Origin of the sequence: Morganella sp. TYF_1, from assembly GCF_043105645.1 — a bacterium.
GTDB lineage: Bacteria > Pseudomonadota > Gammaproteobacteria > Enterobacterales > Enterobacteriaceae > Morganella > Morganella morganii_B.
In genome coordinates, this window is the sequence record NZ_JBICLU010000026.1 from 125,136 (window position 1) to 142,855 (window position 17,720).

The 17,720-nt window shown below is 50.4% G+C and carries 18 protein-coding genes; 7 read left to right on the forward strand and 11 right to left on the reverse strand.

Features of this window, described 5'->3' with window-relative positions; genetic code table 11:
• Positions 1 to 23: 23 nt before the first annotated feature.
• Together ACF8OF_RS13845 and ACF8OF_RS13850 are read right to left on the reverse strand one after the other, a co-directional pair.
• The gene (locus ACF8OF_RS13845) at positions 24 to 488 is read right to left on the reverse strand and encodes a YaiI/YqxD family protein (RefSeq protein ID WP_262859150.1); all 465 of its coding nucleotides are present in this window, start codon (positions 486 to 488) and stop codon (positions 24 to 26) included.
• Between the two features lie 48 nt (positions 489 to 536).
• Positions 537 to 1,280: a DUF4184 family protein gene (locus ACF8OF_RS13850; protein WP_279797963.1), complete on the reverse strand. Its 744-nt coding sequence runs from the start codon at positions 1,278 to 1,280 to the stop codon at positions 537 to 539.
• A 117-nt stretch (positions 1,281 to 1,397) separates the two neighbouring features.
• Here ACF8OF_RS13850 and ACF8OF_RS13855 point away from each other — a divergent pair, with 117 nt between their 5' ends.
• The 3 genes from ACF8OF_RS13855 to ACF8OF_RS13865 all read left to right on the forward strand — a co-directional run bounded on the left by ACF8OF_RS13855 (position 1,398) and on the right by ACF8OF_RS13865 (position 4,261).
• Positions 1,398 to 1,850, forward strand: a complete 453-nt coding sequence (locus ACF8OF_RS13855; protein WP_392496975.1) for a hypothetical protein — start codon at positions 1,398 to 1,400, stop codon at positions 1,848 to 1,850.
• A 118-nt stretch (positions 1,851 to 1,968) separates the two neighbouring features.
• Positions 1,969 to 3,576: an ABC-F family ATPase gene (locus ACF8OF_RS13860; RefSeq protein ID WP_392496976.1), complete on the forward strand. Its 1,608-nt coding sequence runs from the start codon at positions 1,969 to 1,971 to the stop codon at positions 3,574 to 3,576.
• Positions 3,577 to 3,805: 229 nt separating this feature from the next.
• Complete coding sequence (locus ACF8OF_RS13865; protein ID WP_004237600.1) at positions 3,806 to 4,261, forward strand: Lrp/AsnC family transcriptional regulator; 456 nt, start codon at positions 3,806 to 3,808, stop codon at positions 4,259 to 4,261.
• A 209-nt stretch (positions 4,262 to 4,470) separates the two neighbouring features.
• On the opposite strand, the gene sugE is transcribed toward ACF8OF_RS13865, so the two are convergent.
• Entirely contained in the window at positions 4,471 to 4,791 is a 321-nt protein-coding gene (gene sugE, locus ACF8OF_RS13870; RefSeq protein ID WP_392496977.1) for a quaternary ammonium compound efflux SMR transporter SugE, read from the reverse strand.
• 197 nt (positions 4,792 to 4,988) lie between these two features.
• Here sugE and ACF8OF_RS13875 point away from each other — a divergent pair, with 197 nt between their 5' ends.
• The gene (locus tag ACF8OF_RS13875) at positions 4,989 to 5,585 is read left to right on the forward strand and encodes a TetR/AcrR family transcriptional regulator (RefSeq protein WP_279797953.1); all 597 of its coding nucleotides are present in this window, start codon (positions 4,989 to 4,991) and stop codon (positions 5,583 to 5,585) included.
• A 45-nt stretch (positions 5,586 to 5,630) separates the two neighbouring features.
• Here ACF8OF_RS13875 and ACF8OF_RS13880 read toward each other — a convergent pair whose 3' ends face one another.
• The 3 genes from ACF8OF_RS13880 to ACF8OF_RS13890 form a co-directional block, all read right to left on the reverse strand.
• The gene (locus tag ACF8OF_RS13880) at positions 5,631 to 6,536 is read right to left on the reverse strand and encodes a DMT family transporter (RefSeq protein ID WP_279798012.1); all 906 of its coding nucleotides are present in this window, start codon (positions 6,534 to 6,536) and stop codon (positions 5,631 to 5,633) included.
• A gap of 113 nt (positions 6,537 to 6,649) precedes the next feature.
• Positions 6,650 to 7,165 (reverse strand): DUF3828 domain-containing protein, encoded by a 516-nt coding sequence (locus ACF8OF_RS13885; RefSeq protein WP_279797952.1) that lies wholly within the window; start codon positions 7,163 to 7,165, stop codon positions 6,650 to 6,652.
• A gap of 2 nt (positions 7,166 to 7,167) precedes the next feature.
• The gene (locus ACF8OF_RS13890; protein WP_279797951.1) at positions 7,168 to 7,758 is read right to left on the reverse strand and encodes an NUDIX domain-containing protein; all 591 of its coding nucleotides are present in this window, start codon (positions 7,756 to 7,758) and stop codon (positions 7,168 to 7,170) included.
• 153 nt (positions 7,759 to 7,911) lie between these two features.
• Between ACF8OF_RS13890 and ACF8OF_RS13895 the strand changes: the two genes are divergently transcribed.
• Positions 7,912 to 8,562 (forward strand): N-acetyltransferase, encoded by a 651-nt coding sequence (locus tag ACF8OF_RS13895; RefSeq protein ID WP_279797950.1) that lies wholly within the window; start codon positions 7,912 to 7,914, stop codon positions 8,560 to 8,562.
• A 405-nt stretch (positions 8,563 to 8,967) separates the two neighbouring features.
• Positions 8,968 to 10,143: a cystathionine beta-lyase gene (gene metC / locus ACF8OF_RS13900; protein WP_279797949.1), complete on the forward strand. Its 1,176-nt coding sequence runs from the start codon at positions 8,968 to 8,970 to the stop codon at positions 10,141 to 10,143.
• Between the two features lie 129 nt (positions 10,144 to 10,272).
• Here metC and ACF8OF_RS13905 read toward each other — a convergent pair whose 3' ends face one another.
• A complete protein-coding gene (locus ACF8OF_RS13905; protein ID WP_262859141.1) occupies positions 10,273 to 10,863 on the reverse strand; it encodes a phosphatase PAP2 family protein in 591 nt (196 codons plus the stop codon).
• A gap of 428 nt (positions 10,864 to 11,291) precedes the next feature.
• On the opposite strand from ACF8OF_RS13905, the gene ACF8OF_RS13910 reads away from it, so the two are divergent.
• Complete coding sequence (locus ACF8OF_RS13910) at positions 11,292 to 12,509, forward strand: hypothetical protein (RefSeq protein WP_262882866.1); 1,218 nt, start codon at positions 11,292 to 11,294, stop codon at positions 12,507 to 12,509.
• A 46-nt stretch (positions 12,510 to 12,555) separates the two neighbouring features.
• Here ACF8OF_RS13910 and ACF8OF_RS13915 read toward each other — a convergent pair whose 3' ends face one another.
• The 4 genes from ACF8OF_RS13915 to ACF8OF_RS13930 all read right to left on the reverse strand — a co-directional run bounded on the left by ACF8OF_RS13915 (position 12,556) and on the right by ACF8OF_RS13930 (position 17,719).
• Positions 12,556 to 13,548 carry an ABC transporter substrate-binding protein gene (locus tag ACF8OF_RS13915; RefSeq protein WP_392496978.1) on the reverse strand — a complete coding sequence of 331 codons (993 nt, stop codon included), beginning with the start codon at positions 13,546 to 13,548 and terminating at the stop codon, positions 12,556 to 12,558.
• A gap of 15 nt (positions 13,549 to 13,563) precedes the next feature.
• A complete protein-coding gene (locus ACF8OF_RS13920) occupies positions 13,564 to 15,723 on the reverse strand; it encodes a TonB-dependent siderophore receptor (RefSeq protein WP_279797946.1) in 2,160 nt (719 codons plus the stop codon).
• 132 nt (positions 15,724 to 15,855) lie between these two features.
• Positions 15,856 to 17,004: an MFS transporter gene (locus tag ACF8OF_RS13925; protein WP_392496979.1), complete on the reverse strand. Its 1,149-nt coding sequence runs from the start codon at positions 17,002 to 17,004 to the stop codon at positions 15,856 to 15,858.
• A gap of 256 nt (positions 17,005 to 17,260) precedes the next feature.
• Entirely contained in the window at positions 17,261 to 17,719 is a 459-nt protein-coding gene (locus tag ACF8OF_RS13930; protein ID WP_262882868.1) for a nucleoside deaminase, read from the reverse strand.
• Position 17,720: the final 1 nt, after the last annotated feature.

Consider the following 17,720-nt stretch of genomic DNA (forward strand, 5'->3'; position numbering starts at 1 on the left):
AGATATTAATAACAGAGAGGCGTTCAGGCGGATGGTGTGCGTTTTTTGCGCTGTAAAAACCATTTATCCAGTTCATTGGCAAACAGCTGGCGATCCCGCTGATTCAGCGCCGCCGGACCGCCGGTCTGAATACCGGAAGCCCGCATAGTATCCATAAAATCACGCATGGTCAGGCGTTCACGAATCGTCGCCGGGGTGTAACGTTCGCCGCGCGGGTTCAGTGCCACCGCGCCCTTCTCCAGCACTTCGGCAGCCAGCGGAATATCAGCGGTGACAACAAGGTCATCTTTCTGTACACGACGGACAATTTCATTATCGGCGACATCAAACCCGGCAGAGACCTGCAATGTTTTTAAAAACGGTGACGGCGGAACCACCAGCCGCTGATTAGCCACAAAGGTAACGTCTGTTTTTTCCCGATCTGCTGCCCGGTAAAGGATCTCTTTGATAACTTTCGGACAGGCGTCCGCATCCACCCAAATCGCCACGGTTTATTTTCCTCAGTGCTGCAAAATTGAATCCGCGATCATAACGTATTAATGCTTTCTGATAACCTGAAAAAGTGCCGCCAAAACAACAAAAGCGGCAAAAAAGGAGACAGAAAGCGACAATTCATAAAAGACAAAACGATTTATATGAACACCGGCGGTTGTCTGTGCCAGACGACAGGCCAGCGGTGCAGTACACAACGCCGCCAGAACAGCCAGCGCAATCAGACGGATAAGCCGGATAAGATTCCCGCGTTTTTCTGCCTCCGGCAGTGCCCGCTGATACTGTGCAAATTTCAGGCAGAGATAACCGCTGCCCAACAGCGATCCCAGATGCTGCAACACTTTATAGACCGCAATCTCCTGCCCGTCCGTCATACCGTGCAACAACGGTACCTGCAAAACGGACAGCGCCCGCACCATCGTGCCGGTTTCATGGGTAAATGCATCCCAGATAATATGTGTCGCCGCACCAATAAACAGAGACAACACAATAATGGTATTTTTCCGCAGGGAACGGGTCAGCGGGTCTGTCACCGGAAACGGCAACACGGTTTTCAGCGGCGCGGATAAACAGTGAAAAATGAACAAAACTGCCAGACAGACCGGTAATCCGGTATAAAACCAGCCGGTAAAATGATGCGCCTTATCTGCTGCGCGGTACATCCCGAAAGAATACAGCAAATCCGGTGATACACTGCCCGTAATCAAGGCGGGCAGATTCAGCCACCGCCCGAAACGGGAGTGTTTCAGCGGAAAAACAACCGCCGGATGTGCAAAAGTCCATGGCATATCTGCTTATCCTGTTCCGGAAAACCGGAAATAAATTCATTTTTATGGTAATAAATAGCCGGTCATAAACAGTAATGACACACCGGACTCCGGACAATAACCTGTAAAGGCAGAAAAATGAAAAAGTATCTTATCGGGATGGTCGTCACCGGGCTGCTGTCAGCCCCGGCACTGGCTCAGGAGTTTACCTGCCAGCTGGAAAATAATAAATACGTCAGTGTGGTGGTGGAAAAAGGCAAAACACCGGTGTACCGCTACGGGACGCTGGCAAAACCGGAGATCACTCTGCCGGTGAAAAGTAATGCGAAAAATGGTGTTTATGTCGGACAAAGCGCCTTTATCGGCGGTGGTTCGGCCTATATCCGCTTTGAAAACGGCCCGTTTAACTATGTGGTATACAGTGGCATCGGGCGCGGCTGGGAATTTACCGGTCTGGCAGTTTACAAAGGGGATAAAGTCATTAACAAAAAACTCTGTAAAACTGACCTGGGTATTCATGACGTTCTGAATTACGGCCTGCCGGAAGATGAATCCGGTGAAATCTATGCCATGGATCCGAACTCACAATAATATGTGCTGCGGTGGCCTGCCGGGTCACCGCCCTTTTTTTATACATCTGTGCCTCGCCGCTCATCTGTGGCATAATGCCCGCCGTTTATTTTTCTCCTTTAACTTATGAGTATTCGTCTTGTTAATCAGCAACAATATTACGATGCAGTTCGGCGCCAAGCCGCTGTTTGAAAATATCTCTGTCAAATTCGGCGGCGGTAACCGCTATGGCCTGATCGGCGCAAACGGCAGCGGTAAATCCACCTTTATGAAAATTCTCGGCGGTGATCTGACGCCGAGCAGCGGCAACGTGTTTCTCGACCCGAACGAACGTTTGGGTAAACTGAAACAGGATCAGTTCGCCTATGAAGAATTTTCTGTTCTCGACACCGTCATTATGGGTCACACCGAACTGTGGGAAGTCAAACAGGAGCGTGACCGCATCTACAACCTGCCGGAAATGAGCGAAGAAGACGGCATGCGCGTGGCGGATCTCGAAGTGCAGTTTGCTGAAATGGACGGCTACACCGTGGAATCCCGCGCCGGTGAATTACTGCTGGGTGTGGGGATCCCGCTGGAGCAGCATAACGGCCCGATGAGTGAAGTGGCTCCCGGCTGGAAACTGCGTGTGCTGCTGGCGCAGGCCCTGTTTGCGGATCCGGATATTCTGCTGCTTGACGAACCGACCAACAACCTGGATATCGACACCATCCGCTGGCTGGAGCAGACGCTGAATGCGCGCAACAGCACCATGATCATCATTTCCCATGACCGTCACTTCCTGAATATGGTGTGTACGCACATGGCTGATCTGGACTACGGCAGTCTGAATGTGCATCCGGGCAACTACGATGAATATATGTTTGCCGCTACCCAGGCGCGTGAACGTCTGTTAGCGGATAACGCGAAGAAAAAAGCACAAATCAGTGAATTGCAGTCATTTGTCAGCCGTTTTAGCGCAAATGCCTCCAAATCCCGCCAGGCGACTTCCCGCGCCAAACAGATTGAAAAAATTCAGCTGACCGAGATTAAAGCGTCCAGCCGTCAGAACCCGTTTATCCGCTTTGAGCAGGATAAAAAATTATTCCGCAATGCGCTGGAAGTGGAAAACCTGTCCAAAGGTTACGACGGTAACGCCCCGCTGTTCAAAAACGTCAATATGATGATGGAAGTGGGCGAAAAAGTGGCGGTACTGGGTATGAACGGTGTGGGTAAATCCACCTTCCTGAAAACCCTGGTAGGCGAACTGACACCGGATACCGGCCGTTATAAATGGTCTGAAAACGCCAATATCGGTTATTACGCGCAGGATCATGCCACCGATTTTGAAGTCGATATGACCGTTTTTGACTGGATGAGTCTGTGGATGCAGCCGGGTGATGATGAGCAGTCTGTCCGCAGTGTGCTGGGCCGCCTGCTGTTCTCCCAGGATGACATTAAAAAATCCGTACAGGTGTTATCCGGGGGGGAAAAAGGCCGGATGTTATTTGGTAAGTTAATGATGACCAAACCCAACATTCTGATTATGGATGAGCCGACCAACCACCTCGACATGGAATCCATTGAATCCCTGAATATGGCACTGGAGTTATATCAGGGAACGTTAGTCTTTGTTTCCCATGACCGTGAGTTCGTCAGCTCCCTGGCGACCCGCATCATCGAAATCACACCGGAGAAAGTCACTGACTTTACCGGCAGTTACGATGAATACCTGCGCAGCCGTGGTATTGAATCAGAAAACAACTGATCCCCGTTCTGCCAATAAGAAAAGCCCCGTTTCAGAGCCATGAAACGGGGCTTTTTGTTTTCGTCAGACCCGGCGGGGGCGGTTGCCGGCATATCTGACATTTTTCAGAAACCAGTTCCCGCATACCTCTGTCCTGTACCGGAAACTGATAGGAAGAATATCTGTATTCGGGTAGAATGTGCTTGCTAATCAGACCCTGATTTACCTTATTTTAGGGAGAAAATCATCAATGGACAGCTTTGACAGGAAGATTCTTTCTGAATTACAACTCGACGGGCGATTAACTGTCACTGAACTGGCAGATCGCGTGGGTCTGAGTTTATCCCCCTGCCACCGGCGGCTGAAAGCGCTGGAACAATCCGGGGCTATCTGCGATTACCGCGCACAGCTTGATCCGCGCGTGCTGGGGCTGAATTTCTCCGCACTGGTGTTTGTCACGATGAAAGACGGCAACCAGGAAAGTATGAGCAAATTTGAGACAGCAGTGGCGGATATCCCGCAGATTATCGAAGCCAAACGGCTGTTTGGCGATCCGGACTATATGCTGACGGTTGTGGTCAAAGATATCGATGCCTTTCAGAAATTATATGACAGCCGCCTGGCTGCCATGCCGGGGGTTCAGCGCCTGACATCCACCCTGGTGATGAAAGACGTGATCCCGGCGCGTGAACTGCCCCTGCTGTAATAAATAGCCGGTCATCACTGACCGGCTCAGGCCGTTGACAAACCCGCAGGGGTTGGCGACGTCCGACAGAGGTTGTAAAAATAAACCAGGAAAATCAATTTATTGATTTTCGGCTGATAACACAAAGCAGGAAAAACCACGTTTTATCCTGCTTTGTCTGCAATCTCAGCCGGCAATATCTGCCGGCAGGAAACACAGTACTGAATTTTTTATGCCGGGCTGGCTAATTTCATCATCACCAGCCCGGAGATAATTAATACCCCGGCGATAATCCGCATCATGTTTGCCGGTTCGCCCAGCACCACAATCCCGACGATAAAGGCACCGATAGCGCCGATCCCGGTCCAGATGGTGTAAGCTGTCCCCAGCGGCAGTGCCCGCATAGCCATTGCCAGCAGCCCGAAGCTTATCAGCATGGCAATAATGGTGATCACTGACGGCCCCACTTTGGTAAAACCTTCTGATTGTTTCATGGTAAATGCCCAGACGACTTCAAATAATCCGGCAGTCATTAATAAAATCCACGGCATGGTACATCCTCACTGATTACTGGTTGCAGGTGAAACGGTTGTAAGTTACCTTTGGTACAGTTATATGTTACCTTTGGTAACTTGTAAATACCTTTCCGACCTTTTTTCGATCTTTTCTGTCAGCTGACCGCAGCCGGGAACTCTGTGATACACTTTCCGGCAGACAGAACGACGTTAATATCAATGAGGAGGCAGATTTGTCCGGACGTTTACAGCGCGACGAGCGCCAGATACAGCTGCTCAATGTCGCCAACAGTATTATCCTGGCGGAAGGCACCGATGCCCTGACCCTCATTACCCTTGCGGAAAAGGCGGGCGTGACCAAGCCGGTGACCTACAAACATTTCGGCAACCGCAAGTCCCTGCTGCATGCATTGTTCAAATACAGTGATGATGTTCTGACCGAACGGATGAATGCCGGAATGGAGCAGCCGATAGCGGATCTCGATCAGGCCATTTCCGTTTTTATCACAACTTATTTTGATGTGATGGCAGAGGATGGTGAAGCCTTCAATGCTACCGTGGCGGCACTGAAAGCCTATCCTGAATATGCGGGGATCAGCCGCGAAGTGCAGGATTTTTTCTGCCAGATCCTGCAACGTGCATTACAGCGCTGGCTGCCGGAGAATTTCCGGATCCCGGAATGGACATCCGTGATGATTTTCGGTGCAACCGAGTCACTGTGCCTGATGATGTTTGCGGACCCGGCACTGAAAGCAAGAGTCAGCGAAGAAGCCATCTGGCTGGTCAAAACGCTGCTGACCGACCAGCTTAAGCAGTTCACCGGCCGCTGATGACCAGTTCTTCTTCTGACGGATAACTGAAGTGTGCGCTAAATGTCAGGCAGTTTTTTTCGTCCGTTTGATACTGATCACCGCCAGTGCCAGCACAATCATCACGATCCCGGCCGTTTCTGTACTGCCCGGCTCCTCACCCAGCAACCACCATGAAAACAGTACACCACAGACCGGCACCGCCAGTGTGCTCAGGCTGGCAATACCCGCCGGTAACTTTTTCAGCACAAACAGCCATAAACTCCAGGCAACGGCGGTCGCCAGAATAGCACTGTAACTCAGCGCCCAGAAAACATACGGCTGCCAGTCAATTGCACGCTGCGGCACCAGCAATGCCACGACGGTCATAATTATTGCGGCATACACCATCTGCCAGGTGGTGAGAGAGAGTAAATCCACCTGCGGATAGCGGCTGTAGAGTTTCTTCGCCACAATCGCGCTCGCCCCCCAGCTGATCCCGGATGACACGGCCAGAAAAGCACTTTTCATGGAGGTAAAATCGAGGGTCCAGGGCTGGATCACACACAATAACCCGGCACCGGCAACTGAAATAGCCGCATACTGGAGGCGGCGCATCCGTTCACCTAACAGCATTGCCGCCATAATCACCACCCAGAACGGCATGGTATAACTGAGGATCGCCACCTTTCCCGCACCGCCGCTGACCAGCGCCCATTGTGCCAGCCCGACCATACCGCAGGTCTGAAGAACCGCTATCCCCAGTGTGTAACGGAATGGTGTAAAGCGGATTTTCCGCCCCATCGCGCGTTCGCGGATATACAGCACCAGTAATAGCATAATGGCGCTGAATACACAGCGCATCGCCGTAAAGTCAAACGCACCAATATAGTGCGTGACCTGCTTCATGGCGATCCAGCTGTAACTCCAGATCAGTGTTAAAATGACCAGGCCGGCAATGGCGATGGCATTGTCTTTTTCCCGTAAAGCCATAATATCCTGTGACCACTTCACGGCAGTACCCGTCTGTACTCCGCGTGCGGCTCCTGTTTTTATAGTATCATAACCGAAATAATATACCGGATGCCCGCATGACCTCATGCGTCTCACTCAAGCATCACAATACTATCAATTTTCCACTGTCCGTTTTGCTGAATCAGTTTTACCCGGAATGACCGCAACGGCTCCGGATCTTTACCCAGTGTGATGCGCACCGTAGCCGCATCCGCAGTTTGTGATTCAGTATGTGCCGCCCGCTCTGTTATCCACGAATCAGGGTAATCCTGTGACTTGGTGTAATAATTGACATCATTTTCCACCCAGTGTTCTCCCCACAAACAGATATAGCTATGCGCGGTTTCTTTGCAGGGACGCGGCTGGTCACAAAACGCCTGGTCGGTGTCCGGACCATCAAAATTACAACTGAGGGATTCGTTGATGCTTTCCTGCAACGCCGGGCTGACATACAAATCCTGGCTTTTTGTATAACCATCAGAAGGCGGATCCTGCAAATTGAGGCGGTAGAAATCCAATACCACATTTTCCGGTGATAATTGTGCGGCAACAGCTGACAACGGTAATAGCAGGGACAAAACCAGCGGGAGGTATTTTTTTGTTTTCATTATTATTTTCCCATTCTCCCCGACAACGCCAGGTGTTGTAACAGCATAATCGTTTTACCGTCAACAATTTGACCGCTGTGGATCGCGGCAAGGGCTTGCGGGAACGGCATTTCCAGTACTTCCACATCTTCGCCCTCTTCCGGCAGACCACCACCGGCGGTCTGCCGGTTATTGTCTTCGTATTCGGCAATAAAAAAGTAGAGTTTCTCGGTGACTGATCCCGGGCTCATAAAGGCTTCAAACACGTTTTCAACATCGGTAATGCGAAAACCGGTCTCTTCCTCTGCTTCCGCTTTGATGCGGGATACCGGATCCCGCTCTTCCAGCAAACCTGCGGCCGCTTCAATCAGAAAGCCGTCATGACCGTTGACATATACCGGCAGACGGAATTGACGGATAAGAATGACGCTGTTTTTCTGACGGTTATACAGCAGAATAACCGCACCGTTACCACGGTCATAGACTTCCCGTTCCAGACGCTGACGGGTGCCGTCGCGGCGCAGATAATCAACGACATATTTTTTGAGGATATACCAGTTATCGGAAAGCGTGATGGTATCAATAATACGGACTGTGCTCTGTTCGGAAGTCATCGTTCACCGGATGTCAGCGAAATTGCGGGTTTACAGAATACTTTAATCGCTTTATCCGTCTCCGGCAATGGCAAAACCGGCAGCATTATTTGCAGGCATATTAATGCTGACGATATAATCTGCCGCAGATAATCCACAAACAAGGCGGGTTGCATGAGTGACACTCAGGCACTGAGTTACAGCGAATTACACACAATATCTGATGCAGATATCGCACAAATTAATGAATTAATTATTACCACCTGGGATTACCGCAGCTGGATCCCGAAAGAGAAAGTTCTGCCGATGGCGGAATTTTTGCTGGATGATGTCATTCTGAGCTCATCACGGATTTTTGTGGTGCGGGATGGCGATACCATCGCCGGTATTATGGCGGTCACAGCATCTGCCGATCTGCAGGAGAAAGTCCGCGCCAAAACCCGTCAGTATTCTGCCCTGAAAAATATTATCGCCCGTGACCCGCAGGAAGAAACGCTGTTTGATATGTATCTGAATACGCTGGTTATCAACGGAAATTTGCTGGCTTCCTGTGACGGGAATTTCGATGCCTCACTGAATTTATTTATGATTGATGCGCGCTTCCGGGGGCTCGGTATCGGTAACCAGCTCTGGCAGCGGGCGATGGCGTATCTGCGGGAAAAACAATCTGCCCGTTATTTTCTCTGGACAGACAGTGATTCCGATTTCGGTTTTTATGAGCACAAAGGATTACAGCGTATCGCCGCACAAACCTATGACTGGGGCGGTCATGACGTGACTGAAACCTATTATGTTTATGCCGGGGAACTCCCTGCTCTGTCCTGATGCATCCGGCTGTCCCACGGCGGATCAAGCGGCAGCTTATCCGCCAGAAAATCAATAAAGGTGCGGATTTTCTGGCAAGGGGACGAAAAATCGCGCAGCTGTCAATTTTTGCTTTAAACACATATTTATTAGTATAGCCGCGCCCTGTTCAGCCAGAGTGTTACCCCTTACTATAATAATGGTTTTATAACACTGTACGCATGCAGCATAAATATATTCGCGTTGTTCCTGAATTTTTCAATAATTAAATCTATAACGTTGAGGAATTAACTATGCAAGGCAGCATTTATGATACCGCCGGGTTGTATTATGTATCGGAATGGTGATCGGGTCCGGTATCCCCTATTTTTAAGTTTTCCGAATAACGCCGTAAATGAATAATGACGTATTACGCGTGAGGATGTTATGACTAAAAAAACCGTTTCAGATTTTCATATTGATACACAGATAACACAGCTGGGACGCGACCCGGCGTCACAATCCGGTTTCGTTAATGCTCCGGTTTACCGGGGATCTACCGTGGTTTTCCCGACCATGGATGCCCTGCTCAATAACCGGGCTGAGTTTAACTACGGCACAGCCGGTACGCCGACCATTAAACATCTTGAGCAATCCTGGAGCGCCCTTGCGGGCGCCGAAGGAACCGTGCTGTCACCGTCCGGGCTGGGCGCCATTGTGCTGGCGCTGCTGACCACACTGAAAAGCGGCGATAACCTGCTGATGCCGGACAGTGTTTATCGTCCGACCCGCAATTTTTGCCGTGGTCTGCTGGAAAAAATGGGGATCACCATCACCTATTACGACCCGATGATCGGCAGTGACATTGAATCTCTGATAAAACGCAACACCAGCACGATTTTCCTGGAGTCCCCGGGATCGCAAAGCTTTGAGGTTCAGGATGTACCGGCCATCACGGCGGTGGCTAAAAAATACAATATCGCGACGATTATTGATAATACCTGGGCAACTCCGCTGTTTTTCCGGGCGCATGATATGGGCTGCGACCTCTCCCTTGAGGCCGGTACCAAATATCTTGGCGGTCATTCCGATCTGCTGATGGGGATGGTCTCCGCCAACGCCGAATGGTGGCCGAAACTGCGGCAAACCTATGACCTGATGGCAATGCTGCCGGGTGCGGAAGATTGCTTCCTGGCGCTGCGCGGACTGCGTACCCTGTCAATCCGCCTGAAAGAAGCACAGTCACGGGCACTGGATATTGCACACTGGCTGAAATCTCGCCCGGAAGTGATCCGGGTGCTGCATCCGGCGTTTGAGGACTGCCCGGGGCACGAGATCTGGAAACGAGACTTCACCGGATCGTCCGGCCTGTTCTCAATAGTGCTTGACCCGAAATTTACACAGGATGATGTCGGCAGGCTGCTGGACGGGCTTTCCATCTTCAGCATGGGCTACTCCTGGGGCGGTTTTGAAAGCCTGATCACGCCGTTTGATTGCACGGAATACCGCACCGTCACACAGTGGAATCCGGGCGGACGGACACTGCGCCTGCAAATCGGGCTGGAAGATATTGATGATCTGAAGCGTGACCTGGCTGACGGATTTGCACGTATGGCGCATTGATACTCTGCCGGAAAACCTGAATCCGGAGTGACCCCCGATAGTTGGATACCCCATTACCGGGGGTTTTTTCTGACCGGAATACGGACAAAAAAATGCCGCACTGAATGCGGCAATTACGTCATGAGGGTATTATATTAATACGACATAACATTGATAAGCCAGCCAACCGAGTACGGCACCTGCCGGTAAATCAATAATGTAATGCTGTTTGGTGAACATGCAGGATAAGGCGATTAACAGCGGGAACATGAATACCCATGGTCCGAGTGAGGCATAAGCCAGCAGCGCAGTTAATGTGGCAACAGAGACATGCATGCTCGGGAAGCAGTTGGATGTATCGTCGAATTTCTGCACAAACAGCAGGAATTTTTCGGACGCTTTCTTTCCGGTATTCATTTCACGCCAGTGCGGCGGCGTGGCAACCGGATACACCACAAAGAAAAACATCTGCATCAGTAACAGGATAACATAGCTGAATACGATGATGATAAACTGACGTGAATCCTGAATAATCCAGTTCAGATAGAGAATCGCCGGATAATAAAGAAAGCTGTAGATCCAGGACCACCAGGGCCAGAAAGGAATTTTTTCATCCAGTGCAGAGTTAAATGTTTTAACCGGCCTGACCATATGACGCTGCGTAAAGAAATAAAACTGATAGACACCTACGATAATAATACCACTGAGCACCAGGTGAATAACCCTGTCGATAAACATCATCTGAAAATTTCCTTTTAAAAAAAATCAATTAAACTGCTTTTCTGATTTTCAGCACACAGTGTTTTAGCATACCGATGCACGAAATACTATCGTGTCATTTTATGTTGGATTGTAAAATATTAATAATATCAATACACTACAGCAACTTATCGTAATAAGGAAAATTCCTAAATTTTCAGTTAAATAGCCCCCTTCTGTTGATTTGACGGATAATATTTTATAAGTTCTTCAGGTTTCGGTGTAATTTTATCAGACCGTGACCGGCTCCCTGCCGTTCGTTACAAAGCCACAATCCTCTCTGCTGCTGATTCCTGTAATCCCCGTAATAACGTTGCTTATAAACCTGATAAAAATGCATCTGTCACCGGCAGATAAGCAGCAATAAACTGATTTTCCCTTATCTGTTTATTATCTGCCGGAGAAACATTATGACTCAGACTTCTGCCCTTCACCTTGCCGCAGAAAACACCCAGCCACCGTTACATATGCTGACATTGCAGGCACTGAATATGATCCCGCCCGCATCTTACGCTGTACCGGCCACTTCACCGCAGGGAATTGCCACCACCATTCTCAGCATGGTGCTGAAACTGGTCTATAAAAAAATGACAGAGCCAAAAGAAGTGGATGTCATTGGTATTATTCAGGAAACACTGATGAAAAATACCTCTGAATGGCTGGAATCAGAATATCAGGCCGTCCGCAAAGATGCCGAAAGTCTGCAGGATGCTATCAGTTCCTGGCAGAATTCACCGACAGAAGAGGCGCGCCAGCTGATTGTGGTGCGCAATGAAATTGCTGTCGCGGATATGCGCCGGTTATGTATTCTCAGCATTAATACCGCAAAAAGCCGGGGTATTGTCCGGCTGTGCGGCGTGTGTGCCCTGTCCTGCCTGCTCTATTTCTTTACACTGCGCGATACCCTGGTATTCGGCAAAAGCTGGGGATATGCCTCTGATGTACTGGAAAAGTACAGCAAAGCCCTGACGGAACAGGCGGATATTATGTTTAAAGACGTGCTGACCGCAGAAATCAATAATTACACGGAAAATGATGATTTTTATGATCCGGAAAGCCAGGCCAAACGCTCCGTTATTTACTGGACATCCGGGTACACCAATATTCAGGATCATCTGACTTACGGCGCGCAGCAAAAATCCACCAGGGTCTGCCTTGAACGTACTGATATTGCCGCCAATCCGGTTAATGCTGAAAACCATACGGTTTATCTCGGCAATCTGTTCCTGACCGCCGGTAATTCTTCCGCCAACGGCAGTTATAATTACTTGTCCGCGACCGAACCCCGCAGTTATGAGAGAGGCGGAGATCCGGTCACTCTGCCGGTCAGAAGTGCCGGTCAGTATCATCTCCGGCTGTATTATGCCTATATGACCAACTCCCTCAGTTTTGATTATGAAACCCAGCTGAAGATTGAACAGGCCGGAAAAGTCATCACCGATGCCCATCTGACAGATTTAACCAAAACGGTGCTGACACCGTATAAATCCGGCTCAAACTACGGTCCGGTCATTTACCGTGAGACACAGGTAAATCTTGAGGAAGGCGATATTGTGCTGACATTCCATGAAGACCGCTCATTGTCCGGTGGCGGATTGCTGCAGCATATTGAATTTGTGAAGGTATAAAAGGTGATATTACCGTCACCGGAAAACCGGTGACGGGATATCCGGATCACGCCGGTTGCAGAATGTCCGTGATCTGCTGTTGCGTCAGCGTAATGCCATAAAACGTCTGATAAAACGCGGCTGTTTCATTTCTCATATCAATATCCGCAAAGGCATCCGGGTACAGCACTGTGGCCAGCCAGAGAAACTGCAATGCCTCCTCTGACGTTTCGCGGCACCACCAGAACATACCACGCGGATTAGTATATACCCGCCCGTTACGCACGGCATCAATTGACTGCCATTGCGGTGACTGCTGAATAAATTCCGCATCCCGCCGGTTCATTGCAATAATCACCTGCGGATCAGCCGCGATAATCTGCTCTGATGATACCTCTCCGTTAGCACTGCTGTGTGCAGGGAACCAGTTCTCCGCCACATTGACCGCGCCGCCCAGATCCATCCAGTCCTGATTGAGAGACGGTCGTCCGGAGGTATACAGCGGATTTCCCATGCTGTGATACACCCGCAGACGGGCAGAGGCCGGAACGTTTTTCAGCCGTTCCTGCACCCGGCGGATATTGTCCCGGAAATAGCGCTCATATTGCGCCGCCTTCACTGCCGCATCCGGACCGAGCGCTTCGCCGGTCAGTTTTACCCGCTCCCGCAGGGCATCCATACTGTTGGCTTTAAAAGCCAGCACACGGACACCGGCCTGTGCCAGTACCTCCTGCTGCGGAACGCGGATCCCGTCATGAATAAATAAAATATCTGTCCGCAGACTCAGAATTTGTTCAATATTCAGCTCATTACCGCCGGTGGTGCCGATGACCGGCACATTATCAATCTGCGGCAGCATCTGACGGAACAGCGGGATCTGTTTGGCAACCCGCGAGGTTCCGGTAATATTACTGCCGTAACCCAGCATCATAATAATTGCATTCTGCGCCGGCCACGGTGTTGCTATCCGCAATGCCGGTTCCGGCGGGGTTTCCGCCGGGGTACTGAAGACGCAGGTACTGACAAATAACAGGCATAACGCTGATAAATAGTGCCTCATCACGCTGTCTCCGTGTTAAAAATCAAATGATACGGTGGCCCGGAATTCACGGCCTGCACCGGTAAAGGCATTGGCACCGCCATTTTTACCGTTACTGTTGCCGGGGAAGATAGATGCCCAGTAATGCTCGTTAGTAACGTTATCCGCAGAGATCCGCAGTGTGACCGGCACATTTTCTATCTGAGTGGTATAACGGGCACCGAGATCCAGCGTGGTATAGCTGTCCGCCCAACTGGTGTTGGTATCATTTGCCGCCCGTTTGCCGGTGTAATGAATATTGGCACTGTATACCCACTGCGGAACAGACGGCAGGCTGTATTCCATCAGCAGGTTTGCCTGTACTTTCGGCACCCCGACAACCCGTTTATCCTCAGTTTCGTTATTACCCGTATCCGTCAGCTCTGCTTTCAGGAACGTAACACCGCTGTAGATATTCAGCCCCTGCCAGACATTACCGGTGGCGGTCAGTTCCAGCCCGTCATTCACCTGTTCGCCCTGTTTTTTAAAGATCTGGTCGCTATCAGTATAAGCAAACGGTCGTTTCAGGCGGAAAACTGCGGCACTCAGGTTCATATTGCCGGTATTGGCTTTAATACCCCATTCATATTGTGTACTGCGGTACGGACTGAGTGTTTCACCCCGGTTCTTGACTTTATCATCATCCGGCGCGGTATCACCCGGCTGGAGAGAATCGGCATAACTGATATAAGTCATCACATCCGGGGTAATTTTGTACATCAGCGCCATATTCGGGCTGGTGCCGGTCTGCTGATCACGGTCAGTTTTGTGTCCCTGCTTATCAAAGTTACGGGTCGTTATCCAACTCTGACTGACATACACCATGGCAGACCATTGCGGGTTAAAAGTGACTGTGTCACCAATGATAATGCTCTGCTGCTGGTTTTCACTGGCTTTGTAGCGCTCCCCGCCGGTTCTGATACGGCCATCGGAAGGTTCGGTCATAGAAGACGGGTCATACATATTGGTATTGCCGAGCTGAAAGGTTTTACCCCGCTCTTTGGCACTGTAAATTGACCAGGTATAACCGGTGGTGGCGAGTGCCACATCATGGTTTACCGAACCGGTATCAAACTGGCCGTTCAGAGCGAGATTATTGCTCAGCACGCGGAAACGGCCGGCTGCCGGAGAATCCGTGATCGAGCGGCTGATAGTCCCTTTACTGTCCAGAATTTGCGACGAAACGGAGCGCATTGCCCGATCTGCCTGCTGATAACCGATACCGCCGCTCAGTGACCAGTCATCATTCATATAATGGGTGAAACGGGTACTGACAGAATCTGTCGTCAGGTCATTACCGGCGGTGTTAAGTGCAAGATCAGGGTTAGAACTGTCCGGTGCATTCGGTAAATCAATATCCGGGCCGTAACCAAAGCTGCCGGGAAATCCTTTGGTTACAAAATGATAGTGACTGGCATCCAGCTGTATCTGTGTTCCCGGCCGGATCTGCCAGTCCAGAGCAACCGCAGCCAGCTGACGGCGGATTTTACTGTTCCGGACATAACCTTCCCCCTCTTCATCCAGTAAATTCAGACGGTAGCCGAAAGTCTTCTCTTCATTCAGCTGTCCGCCGAGATCCAGATGCGCACTGTAAGCATTACGGTTCTGATACCCTACCGTGACACGATGCAGCGGATCCTGTGTCGGCCGTTTGGAGATAAAATTAAACTGACCGGAAGGGCTGGCCGGGCCGTATATTGCGCCGGTCAGGCTGTTCACGGCATCCAGCCGCTCCAGCATTTCCACCGGAAACGCGGTGGTGGAGACAATATTCAGGCCGTTCAGCCTGCTGTTTTCCACTACGCTGCCCTGCATTCCCCGGCTCTGCGGACGACCCACATCCATGCCGCCGCGTGCCTGCATCTGGGAAGACGGCAGATATTTCAGCATTTCACTGACACTTTTACTTTGCTGATTGCGGATCATCGCTTCACTGACGGTATTACTGCTGTAGGGAATATCCAGCCACTGGCGGGTACCGAGCGGCCCCATATCAATATCGGTCGCCACAAAACCGGCACCGGTCTGTGTTTGCGGGGTGATATGAGAAGGCTTATCCGTAACAATTATGGTATCTGCCAGTGCCTGCTGCGCCGGAAAAAAAGCAACAGAAATCAGCGCAGGCAGCAGTGCCCGCGAAATATAGTGAGTCGTCATAGAACCATCCGTTATCGTTTTACTGTTATCGTTATATATTTATATATACAGCGCAAATGATATTGATTTTCGCTTCAGATAAACGTGATCGGTATCAATGACTTCCGGAAGAGATAATTTCTCTCGTTATTATTACTTTTTGCAATATATCGGGCTGAGAATGTACTCCGTCAGTACCGTAGCGCAACACAATAGCGCGATAACTGCGGGTAATAATATCTGACTATCCTGCTGTGCCGCTGCCACCGGCAATAAAATAAAGATACTCAGATTATTCATGCTTTCTGACAATGCCAGTGCCTCTCCTTTACATGTTCCGGCATGCTCAGCAATGATGGCTGTACTGACGGGAGCGGCAATCCCCAGGGCGCATCCCTGCAATAACATCCACAACATCATCCCGGGAAGCCCGCCTGTTCCGCTGATAAAACCGGCAATCATCACACTCATCACTATCAGGCTGATGAGCAGCAACCGGGTATCTGTACCGCTTAAACGCCGGTACAGCGGCATCAAAAGATTCCCGGTCAGTAATCCGCCGCCAAATATTGCACTGATAAGCCCTATCGTTCCGGTATTCAGCCCGAACCGGTGACGCAATAATTCACCGCTCAGAACAAACATAACCACCGCAATACCGTTCCACAGACCTTTTGCGGCGATCAACCCCAATAATGCCAGTGAATAGCCTTTTCCGGTTAACGGGGCTGCCGGTTGAACGGAAACGCTGCTGATACCGCGAAACAAAAAGCAGCAGATAATCCACATGATCAGGCTTCCGGCAGCGGTCAGCAGAAAAGGCGCATACCAGCCGTAACGGATCGTAAGCCATCCGGCAATCACCGGGCCGGAAATTATACCGGCGGTCATACCTGTCATCACCAACCCCATAGCAGAAGCCTGTCTGTCATGCGGAAATTGTTCCGCAATCAGCGCAAAAACGGATGGGATCAGCGCGGCAGACGCCAGTCCGCCCAGAATACGCAAGCCCACAGCCACACTGAAACACGGTGCCAGTGCCAGTGCGATACCATCCGCCACAAACAGTAATAATGCGGCATGCAACATCCGGTAACGGCCGATACGATCGGACAGCCGTCCCAGCACCGGTGCGGCGAGTGCATACGATAAGGTATACACCGCAATCAGCCATGAGGCTTGTGCGGGTGTTACATCAAATGCAGCCGCCAGCGGCGTGAGCATCGGTGAAACCATAAATTCAGTGATGCCGGTAAAAAATACCGTGAATGCCAGTACCGGCAATGTATAAGGTGAAATCATAAAAATCCTGTATAACGGAATGAAAATAAACGGGTTATGGATTGAATTCACATATCAGGGAAAGATAAAACAGGCAAAATGACAGGCAGACAGAGGATGTACTGCTGATAGAACGCAGTATGTTCCGGAGGATAAATAAGAGGATGTAAAACAGACGCAAATGAAGGAAGGAAAACGCAAAGCGGCAGAAGATACCGGTGAATATGATATCAGGAATATCCGCCGCCGGAAACCCGGCGGCGTCCGGGGGAAATGATTAGATTTGTTGTTGCTGCCAGAACTCATAAAGAGACGGTTGATCTTCCGGTTTTTGCTGCGTAAACGAAAAACCGGGTTGTTCATGCGGATCTGCCCGTAATGCCAGTGCGATGGATGCTGTTGATAAACCGTAAGGTTCCGCATCCGCATTGGAATACGCATAGACGGCACGGGTCACCCCCGCCATCCGCATTGCGGCAAGACACATCGGACAAGGTTGCCCGCTGGCATACACCACGCAATTTTCCAGCCGGGTCTGCTGAAGGTGATTACCGGCATGGCGCAGAGCCAGCAACTCCGCATGGGCGGTCGGATCATGCAGTTCAAGCATCTGATTAACCCCTTCACCGACAATTTCCCCGTTGCTGACCACAACGGCACCAAACGGGCGACCGCCCTTTTCGACATTCCGGCGGGCCAGTGCTATCGCCTGAGCCAGAAATTCACTATCTGTCATC